The sequence below is a fragment of the Pseudomonas emilianonis genome (genome assembly GCF_023072625.1).
GTDB lineage: Bacteria > Pseudomonadota > Gammaproteobacteria > Pseudomonadales > Pseudomonadaceae > Aquipseudomonas > Aquipseudomonas paraveronii.
This window is the reverse complement of the sequence record NZ_JAKNRV010000233.1, coordinates 1-8,401: the sequence shown is the minus strand read 5'-3', so window position 1 is coordinate 8,401 and position 8,401 is coordinate 1. Positions and strand designations below refer to the sequence as shown.

The window sequence follows — 8,401 nt, the reverse complement described above, 5'->3', positions numbered from 1 at the left end:
CAGCGTAGCGCCCACCCTGGAGGCCAGCGCCGAGCCCCAGCCCATCGCCACCCGCGATCTGCTGCGCCTGCTGTCCCATTTGCAGCAATACGTGCCGGAGCCGGACGTCGAGGATGACTTCGATCTGCGCAACCAACTAAAGCAACTGCTGACGCGTGTCAGCGTCAAGAGCGGCAAATCCAGAATCGTGGAAGCGTGCGACGAAGACGTGATCAATCTGGTCGCGCTGTTGTTCGAATTTATCCTCCATGACCACGCCGTCCCGCACGCCTTCAAGGCCTTGATCGCCCGCCTGCAGATCCCGGTGCTGAAACTGGCGGTGCTGGACAAGAGCCTTTTCAGCCGTGCCGGCCATCCGGCGCGGCGGCTGCTCAACGAAATCGGCAGCGCCGTCGTCGGTTGGAGCCCGGGTGAAGATTACCTGCGTGACGGCTTGTACCTGCGTATCGAGCAGGTGGTGCAGCGTCTGCTGAATGACTTTGCCGAAGACCCGGCGATTTTTTCCGAACTGCTGTCGGAATTCTCCGCGTTTACCGCTGACGAGCGCCGGCGCAGTGCGTTGCTCGAACAGCACACCCGCGACGCTGAGGCGGCACGCCTGCGTACCGACGCTGCCCGTCAGCGCGTGGCCGACGTGCTGAACCGGCGCTTGCTGGGCAAGGTCCTGCCACGGGCGGTGGTGCAGTTTGTGCAGCAGGCCTGGAGCCAGGTGTTGTTGCTGGCCAGTCTCAAGCACGGCGAGCAATCGGTGCAGTGGCAGACCGAGCTGCGCACCCTCGACGAGTTGATCTGGAGCGTGAGCCTGCGCGACGACACCGAGGCCAGGCGGCATTTGCTGGCGCAGTTGCCGGGTTTGCTCAAGGCGTTGCGCAACGGTTTGACCCGCGTGGCGTTCGATCCCTTCAGCACCCGTGAGTTCTTTGTTCGGCTGCAGGCCCTGCATGTTCAGGCGCTCGAAGGTACGCAGACGTTGATCGAGGTGCGTGAGCCCTTCGTATTTGCCCCTGGCTTGCCCGATGCTGCGCAAGACCTGGCGGCGGATGATCCGGACCTGCTCAAAGCGCGCCAATTGCGCATCGGCGTTTGGCTGGAGTTAGAGGAACCCGCGCAAACCACCCTGCGCTGCAAACTGAACACGATCATGGCGCCGATCGATCGCTATGTTTTCGTCAACCGCACCGGGCTCAAGGTGCTTGAGCACAGCGCCGGCCAACTGGCCCTGGCGTTCAAGCGTGGCGCGCTGCGTATCCTGGACGATGCCCCGCTGTTCGAGCGTGCGCTGGCGACGGTGACGGGTAACCTGAGTCAATTCAATCGCGGCAAGTGATCGCAACCACAGGGCTGAACGCGGCATACTGGTCACAATTGGTCACACTCAAGGAACCGGTATGCAGTTGGACCCCGTCAGCGGTTGGTGCCAGGGTGTTCGTCATTGCCCTTCGCCCAACTTCAACGAGCGACCCGCAGGCGAAGTTTCGCTGTTGGTGGTGCATAACATCAGCCTGCCGCCGGCGCAGTTCGCCACCGGCAAGGTGCAGGAATTTTTCCAGAATCGCCTGGATGTCACGGAACATCCTTACTATGAAGGGATTGCTGACCTACGCGTGTCAGCGCATTTTCTGATTGAGCGCGACGGAGTGGTGACGCAGTTTGTGTCCTGCCTCGACCGCGCCTGGCACGCCGGGGTTTCCAGCTTCGAGGGGCGCGAAACGTGCAATGACTTTTCCCTGGGGATCGAGCTGGAAGGCACGGATGACCTGCCGTTTACCGATGCCCAATATGCGTCACTGATCGATCTGACACGTCAGTTGCTGGCGACTTACCCGGGCATCACCCGTCAGCGCATTTGTGGTCACAGCGATATCGCCCCGGGGCGCAAGACCGATCCCGGGCCCGCTTTTGATTGGGTGCGCTTTCGCAGCGCCCTGCAGGATGGAGGACACGCACAATGAGTTTCCTGGTATTGGTGCTGGCGGTCTGGATCGAGAAGTTCTCGGCCTTGCGCCAAAAATTGCAGCGCGACGGCGGATGGCTGCGCGAACTGGCCAGATTGGAATCGAGCCCGCGCCTCGGCAAACAGCCCTGGTTGATTCTGGCGCTGCTGGTGTTGCTGCCGGTGGCCGTGCTGGCTTTGTTGCTGCTGGTGCTGGAACCCGTGGCATACGGCCTATTGGCACTGCCGGTACACCTGCTGGTGCTGATCTACAGCCTGGGGCGCGGTGATCTGCTGGCGGGGCTCGGCCCATTCCGCGATGCCTGGCGGCGCGGCGACCTGCAAGCCGCCGAGCATGTGGCCGAGCGTGACCTGAAGGTCGGTGCCGACAGTGGCGAGCAATTGCTCGAGCGTGTTCAGGGGCATCTCTTGTGGCAAGCCTACCAGAGTTTTTTTGCGGTGATTTTCTGGTATTTCCTGTTGGGCCCGGTCGCGGCCCTGGCCTATCGCCTGCTAGCGTTGGCCAGTGAACACAGCCAGAACCCCCTGGTGGTCGAGCGTGCCGGGCAACTGCGGCATGCCTTTGACTGGTTGCCGGTGCGCTTGCTGGCGGCCAGTTTTGCCTTGGTGGGCAACTTTGTCGCGGTCAGCCGTGTGATGCTCCACGAGTTGTTGAGCTGGGACATCAGTGCCGCGCAACTGGTGGACAAAGTCGGCTTGGTGGCCGCTGAAATCCCGCCACCGATGGTGGGTGCCGACGGCATCAACAGCCTGGATCGCCTGTGGGAACTGCTGCTGCGCGCGGCGGTGCTGTGGTATGCCGGTTTCGCCATCTGGACCGTGTTGCCCTAGCGGTGACAGTCAATCCCTGTGGGAGCAAGCCTGCTCCCACAGCTCGTTAACTTTACGTTACAAAACTCCCTTTCGATTTGAGCTATACAAGCAGAGCGCCAAATAGTGGCTATCTGCCGCCGCCCTGCGCCTCAAATAAAAATAATAGGAAGGGAGTTCACCTGTGAAGAGCTTGCTCTATCCCGCCGTCGCGCTGATGAACCGCCTGAGCTTCGGCATGAAGTTCAGTTTGATCAGCGTGTTGTTCCTGCTGCCGATGCTGGCCACCAACTATTTCCTGGTGCGCGACTCCTGGCGTGAGTTCCAGGGCACTCGCATCGAACTGCAAAGCCTGGATTTGCTCGGCAGCAGCCTGGCCTTGCGCCGTGACCTGGAAACCCTCAACAACCAGGTGCAGATCAACGCGACCCTCGGCCAAGCCGGCAAGGCGGGCGATCTGGAAGGCAGCATCAATACCTTGGAGCAGAGCGTGCTGGCGCGCCTGCAAGGCCTGCGCGCGATGGCGACCGACCCCGAACAAGTCGCCGCGTTCGACGCCAAGCGCGACGAGCTGGTCGCCGCCTTCAAGGCCCAGCAACAGGAGTCGTCGCTGCTGAGCAAAAGTGCGCTGATCGGCAAGTTGCTGAACAAAGCGCAGATGCTCAGCCAGATCATCGCCAGCCAATCCGGCTTGAGCCGCGACCCGCAGAGCGATCTACGCCAGCTCAGCGAGCTGATCACCAGCGTCACCCCGCAGGTCACCCAGACGTTGGGCGAAGGGCGCGCAATGGGCGCGTACTCCCTCGGCCAGGGTTTTCTCAACTCGTCCTCCAGCACGCGTTTCGACGAGCTGTTGCAGCAGTTGGAAAAACTCCAGGCCGAATACGGCTTGAAGCTGCAGGACGCCCTGGGTTCCAGCAAACCTGCCCACGCGGCGCTCGACAGCCTGGCCAAGGCCAGCAACGCGAGCCTCAAGCAAGGCAGTGAACTGTTTGAAGAGCAGGTGGTGATGGCCGAGACCCTCGACGCACCGTGGCAGCGCTTCTACGAAGACGTGAGTCAGATGATGGCCCAGACCTACCAGCTCAATGAGGCGACCCTGGGTTTTCTCGGACAGCAGTTGGAACAACGGCTGACGCAAAACCGCACGCACATGCTGGTGCTGGTGTCGGCCCTGGCGGCGGTGTTTTTGCTGATCTTTTATCTGTACGCCGGTTTCTATGCCTCGACGCGCACGACGTTGCGGCGCCTGGGGGCGATGATGGACAAGGTGGCGGCGGGCGATATGACGGTCACGTTTGTCGCCCAAAGCCGCGACGAGTTGGGCGACCTGGGCCAAGTGTTCAATGGCACCGTGGCCAAGATCCACGACCTGATCGAGCGCGTCGGGCACACCGTCAGCCAGGTCGAATTGCAGGCCGGCCAGGTCGAGACGGTCTCGGCCCGCAGTAACCAGGCGGTATCCGGGCAGCGCAGCCAGATCGAACAGGTGGCGACGGCCATGAACCAGATGTCCTCCACCGCCCAGGAAGTGGCGCGCAGCGCGGCGGCGGCGGTCAGCAGCGCGCATAGCGTCAACGATGAAACCGTTAGCGGCCGTGGCCTGGTGCAGTCCCAGCAAGGCAGCATTGCGCGGTTGGCGTCGGAGATCGACGAGTCGGTACGGGTGATCAATCAACTGGCCACCGACAGCCAATCCATCAGCAGCGTGCTGGAAGTGATCAAGAGCATCGCCGAGCAAACCAACCTGCTGGCGCTCAACGCCGCGATCGAAGCGGCCCGCGCCGGGGAGCAGGGCCGTGGTTTTGCGGTGGTGGCCGATGAAGTGCGCACGTTGGCCCGGCGCACCCAGCACTCCACCGAAGAGATCGAGCAGATGATCAGCCGACTGCACAGCGGTGTGGGCGCGGCGGTCAAGGCCATGGGCACCAGCCATGCCATGGCTGAAGGCACGGTGGGCCAGTCGGAAAAGGTCCAGCAGGCCCTGGAGAATATTCTTGGTGCCGTTGGCATGATCGTGGATCAGAACCAGCAGATTGCCGCCGCCGTGGAGCAGCAAACCGCTGTCGCCCACGATATCGATCGCAACATCGTCGAAATCAACCGCGCCGGCGAACATGCGGCCGACGGCGCGCACCAGACCGAAGCGGCCAGCCGGCAGTTGTCGCAGCAGGTGATCGAGCTGAAGCAACTGATCGGCGCGTTTCGGGTGTAGGCCTTAATCGTAGGATTAGTCTTTTACTGTTGTGGCGTTTGTCTTGATTTTGCAGCGCATCTTTTCTCGCGGCGTGAATGGGGGAAAATTTGTTTCATCTGGTCACAGTCCCAAGGAGGCGCGACGATGATCGCTGTATTCGGCATCAGAGGGCACTGCGCCCGATGTGACATGACGTTTGAACTCAAGCCTTGGCAATTGAACGCGATTGCCATCGACGAGCCTTTTGAGTGCACGTATTGCCAGTCGGGCCTGCAGTTGCGTTGTCGCAAACAATTGCGTCAATTTCGCGCCCTGGACCAGTGGGCGCTGGTTCGCCCGAGCATGATCATCCTGACCTGCGCGACCTTGCTGATGGCACTGGTGGCAGAGTGGGTGGGTTTGCTCAGTATGATCGAGCAGCTCAACCTTTCGCTGGTGGCGGTGCTGATTCATTTCCTGGTGTTGCGCTATGCCCGTCATCGGCAACGCATGACCCTGAACCTGCAGGCCGTCAGCGCGCTACCAATTGAACAGCTCGCACGCATTGCGTGTGCTCGCCTGCGCCAGCGATAACGGGCTGAGGCCCATGCGCTCGGCCAACGCGGCGCAGATCTCGGGCAGGTGTTCCGGGCTGTTGCGCTGGCCGGGGTGCATGACGGGCGCCATGTCCGGCGCATCGGTTTCCAGCACCACGGCCTCCAGAGGCAATTGCGCGAGGACTTTGTGCATGCGCAGCGCTTGCGGCCAGGTAGCGGCGCCACCCAGGCCCAACTTGAAACCCAGCTTGATGTACTCACGCGCTTCTTCGCGGCTGCCGGCGAAGGCATGGATGATGCCGCCCCGTGGCAGGCGGATGCGCTTGAGGGTGGCGATCACGGCGGCATGACTGCGGCGCACGTGCAGCAGGGCCGGCAGTTGGAAATCCACGGCCAGCTTGAGTTGGGCTTCGAACAGTTGCTGCTGGCGTTCGCGGTCGAGGTGTTCGAGGAAGTAATCCAGGCCGATCTCGCCCACCGCGCACAATTGCCGGTGGCCCCGCAGGCGGGTCAGCCAGTCGCCCAGGGCCGTCAGGTCGGCGGGGCGATGCTCGTCGAGGTACACCGGGTGCAGGCCGAAGGCTGCGAACAAGCCTTCATCGTCTTGCACCAGATCCCACAGCCGTTGCCAATTTTGCTGATACACCCCCAACACCACCATGCGCTGCACGCCGAGTTGGCGGCTGTGCGCGAGGACTTGCCGGCGGTCGTTGTCGAAGTCCGGGAAGTCCAGGTGGGTGTGGGTGTCGATCAGCTCCACGCTCACACCTCGTGAATACGCTGCTTGAAGGTTCGGCCGATGGCGTTTACGCCGGGTTGATAATGCTGCTCTTCAATTGCGGCGAGGGCCAGGCGCAGCGCGGTGTCGGCGATCAGTTGATGTTGCTGGGCCATGGCATTGACCGGCAGCGGCAGGAAATCCAGCAACTGGGTATCACCGAACGTGCCCAGGCGCAGCGGCCGCGACTTGAGCGGGAAGTCATGCAGTGCGTCGAACACGCCTTGCAGCAGCACGTAGGACGTGGTCACCAGCGCGTCAGGCAAATGCCCCAGGCGCTGCAGCAATTGCTCCATCAGTTGCCGGCCGCAGTCGCGGCTGAACGCTTCGCCGTGTTCAACGATCACTTCACCGCCAAACCCTTGCAGCGCTTCACGGAAACCGGCGGCGCGCGCCTGGCTGATGCTCAGCTCAGGCCGCGCACCGATCAGCGCGATCTGCTTGGGCAACGGTTGCAGCAGGCTGCTGGTCAGTTGCTGGCAGGCCTGGCGGTCGTCGCTGACCACCGAGCAGAACTGCGCGGGGTCCATCTCGCGGTCGATGGCGATGACCGGCAAACCCTTGGCTTGCAGCTCGCGATAACTGTCATCGCTGGCCGGCAGGCAACTGGCAACGAACAGCGCGTCGCAGCGTCGGGCACGGAACAGCTGCAGCAACTGGCGCTCGCTATTGGCGTCGTCGTCGGAGCTGGCGATCAGCAATTGATAGCCACGCGCGCGCGCGCCCTGTTCCAACAACTTGGCAATCCGTGCGTAACTGGGGTTTTCCAGGTCCGGCAGGATGAAACCCAAGGTGCGCGTATGCCGACTGCGCAGCCCGGCAGCCTGAGGGTTGGGGGTGAAGCCATGGGCTTGGACCACCGCACGCACACGCTCGACGGTTGCGCTGCTGATGCGTTGCTGTTCGGCTTTGCCATTGATGACATAGCTGGCGGTGGTCACGGACACACCGGCGAGACGGGCGATATCACTGAGTTTCAAACCGGGATTTCCTTGTTTTTTAGAGCTTGCCCCGACAGTTTGTCCAATCGTAACCGATTACTGCAGACGACCAATGTCTCAGCTCAGGTGCCGAGAGGGTCTTCAAGGATGCGCAATTAACGCGTAATCTGCCATGCATTCTAGATTAAACGTTTCAGCAAGCGTATTTTTGCGATGTTCGCCACTGAGTGATTACTGCCAACCGACTGCTCAGTCAGTTTATGCGTGAACGACTTTAGACTGATTTATTCAAAACAATACCTAGTGCGCCTGCCGCACTAACTAGGAGAACGGCATGCTTGAGCTCACCATAGAGCAGATATCCATGGGCCAGACGGCTGTGGATAAATCTGCTGCCTTGCACCTGCTCGCTGACAAACTGGTGGCCGACGGCCTGGTCGCCGAGGGTTATCTCAGCGGCTTGCAAGGCCGTGAAGCCCAAGGCTCGACCTTTCTCGGCCAAGGTATTGCGATCCCCCACGGTACGCCCGAAACCCGCGACCAGGTGTTTTCCACCGGCGTGCGCCTGCTGCAGTTCCCCGAAGGGGTGGACTGGGGCGATGGCCAGATCGTCTACCTGGCGATCGGTATTGCCGCCAAATCCGATGAGCACCTGCGCCTGCTGCAACTGTTGACCCGCGCCCTCGGTGAAACCGACCTGGGCCAGGCGCTGCGCCGCGCAGCCACCGCCGAGGCCTTGCTGAAACTGCTGCAGGGCGCGCCGCAGGAATTGGCGCTGGACGCGCAAATGATTGGGCTCGGTGTGTCCGCCGATGATTTTGAAGAACTGGTGTGGCGCGGCGCACGCCTGCTACGCCAGGCCGATTGTGTGAGCAATGGCTTTGCTGCCGTGTTGCAGCAGGTCGACGCGCTGCCCCTGGGCGATGGCCTGTGGTGGCTGCACAGCGAGCAGACCGTCAAGCGTCCGGGGCTGGCGTTTGTCACCCCGGACAAACCCATGCGTTACCTCGGCCAGCCGCTCAACGGCCTGTTCTGCCTGGCCAGCCTCGGCGAAGCGCACCAGACCTTGCTGGAACGCCTGTGTGCGCTGTTGATTGAAGGGCGTGGCCAGGAACTGGGCCGCGCCACCAGCAGCCGCGCGGTGCTTGAAGTGTTGGGCGGCGAGTTGCCGCCCGACTGGCCCAG

8 protein-coding genes and 1 pseudogene are annotated in these 8,401 nt (G+C 62.1%); 7 read left to right on the top strand and 2 right to left on the bottom strand.

Annotation, left to right across the window (positions count from 1 at the left end; all coding sequences use genetic code 11):
• The 6 genes and pseudogenes from L9Z73_RS20400 to L9Z73_RS20380 all read left to right on the top strand — a co-directional run.
• Positions 1 to 1,327 (top strand): DUF1631 family protein (locus L9Z73_RS20400; RefSeq protein WP_247404669.1); only part of this gene is annotated, 1,327 nt, incomplete at its 5' end.
• Between the two features lie 61 nt (positions 1,328 to 1,388).
• Positions 1,389 to 1,952 (top strand): 1,6-anhydro-N-acetylmuramyl-L-alanine amidase AmpD, encoded by a 564-nt coding sequence (gene ampD, locus L9Z73_RS20395; RefSeq protein ID WP_247404665.1) that lies wholly within the window; start codon positions 1,389 to 1,391, stop codon positions 1,950 to 1,952.
• Positions 1,949 to 2,785: a regulatory signaling modulator protein AmpE gene (gene ampE / locus L9Z73_RS20390; protein WP_247404662.1), complete on the top strand. Its 837-nt coding sequence runs from the start codon at positions 1,949 to 1,951 to the stop codon at positions 2,783 to 2,785. Before ampD ends, ampE begins: the two co-directional genes overlap by 4 nt.
• A gap of 196 nt (positions 2,786 to 2,981) precedes the next feature.
• Positions 2,982 to 4,121, top strand: a pseudogene (locus tag L9Z73_RS31585) (HAMP domain-containing protein); the annotation flags it as partial.
• 144 nt (positions 4,122 to 4,265) lie between these two features.
• A complete protein-coding gene (locus L9Z73_RS31580; RefSeq protein WP_373423778.1) occupies positions 4,266 to 4,979 on the top strand; it encodes a methyl-accepting chemotaxis protein in 714 nt (237 codons plus the stop codon).
• Between the two features lie 126 nt (positions 4,980 to 5,105).
• Positions 5,106 to 5,534: a hypothetical protein gene (locus L9Z73_RS20380; protein ID WP_247404656.1), complete on the top strand. Its 429-nt coding sequence runs from the start codon at positions 5,106 to 5,108 to the stop codon at positions 5,532 to 5,534.
• Here the strand turns inward: L9Z73_RS20380 and L9Z73_RS20375 are convergent.
• A complete protein-coding gene (locus L9Z73_RS20375) occupies positions 5,481 to 6,257 on the bottom strand; it encodes a TatD family hydrolase (RefSeq protein WP_247404653.1) in 777 nt (258 codons plus the stop codon). The genes L9Z73_RS20380 and L9Z73_RS20375 overlap by 54 nt on opposite strands.
• A gap of 2 nt (positions 6,258 to 6,259) precedes the next feature.
• Positions 6,260 to 7,255 carry a catabolite repressor/activator gene (gene cra, locus L9Z73_RS20370; RefSeq protein ID WP_247404650.1) on the bottom strand — a complete coding sequence of 332 codons (996 nt, stop codon included), beginning with the start codon at positions 7,253 to 7,255 and terminating at the stop codon, positions 6,260 to 6,262.
• A gap of 295 nt (positions 7,256 to 7,550) precedes the next feature.
• Between cra and L9Z73_RS20365 the strand changes: the two genes are divergently transcribed.
• Positions 7,551 to 8,401 (top strand): PTS sugar transporter subunit IIA (locus L9Z73_RS20365; RefSeq protein WP_247404648.1); only part of this gene is annotated, 851 nt, incomplete at its 3' end.

Excerpts from the sequence above, each read along its gene's own strand:
- ampD (WP_247404665.1), top strand. The coding sequence starts at position 1,389 with ATGCAGTTGGACCCCGTCAGCGGTTGGTGCCAGGGTGTTCGTCATTGC.
- ampE (WP_247404662.1), top strand. The coding sequence starts at position 1,949 with ATGAGTTTCCTGGTATTGGTGCTGGCGGTCTGGATCGAGAAGTTCTCG.
- L9Z73_RS31580 (WP_373423778.1), top strand. The coding sequence starts at position 4,266 with ATGAACCAGATGTCCTCCACCGCCCAGGAAGTGGCGCGCAGCGCGGCG.
- L9Z73_RS20380 (WP_247404656.1), top strand. The coding sequence starts at position 5,106 with ATGATCGCTGTATTCGGCATCAGAGGGCACTGCGCCCGATGTGACATG.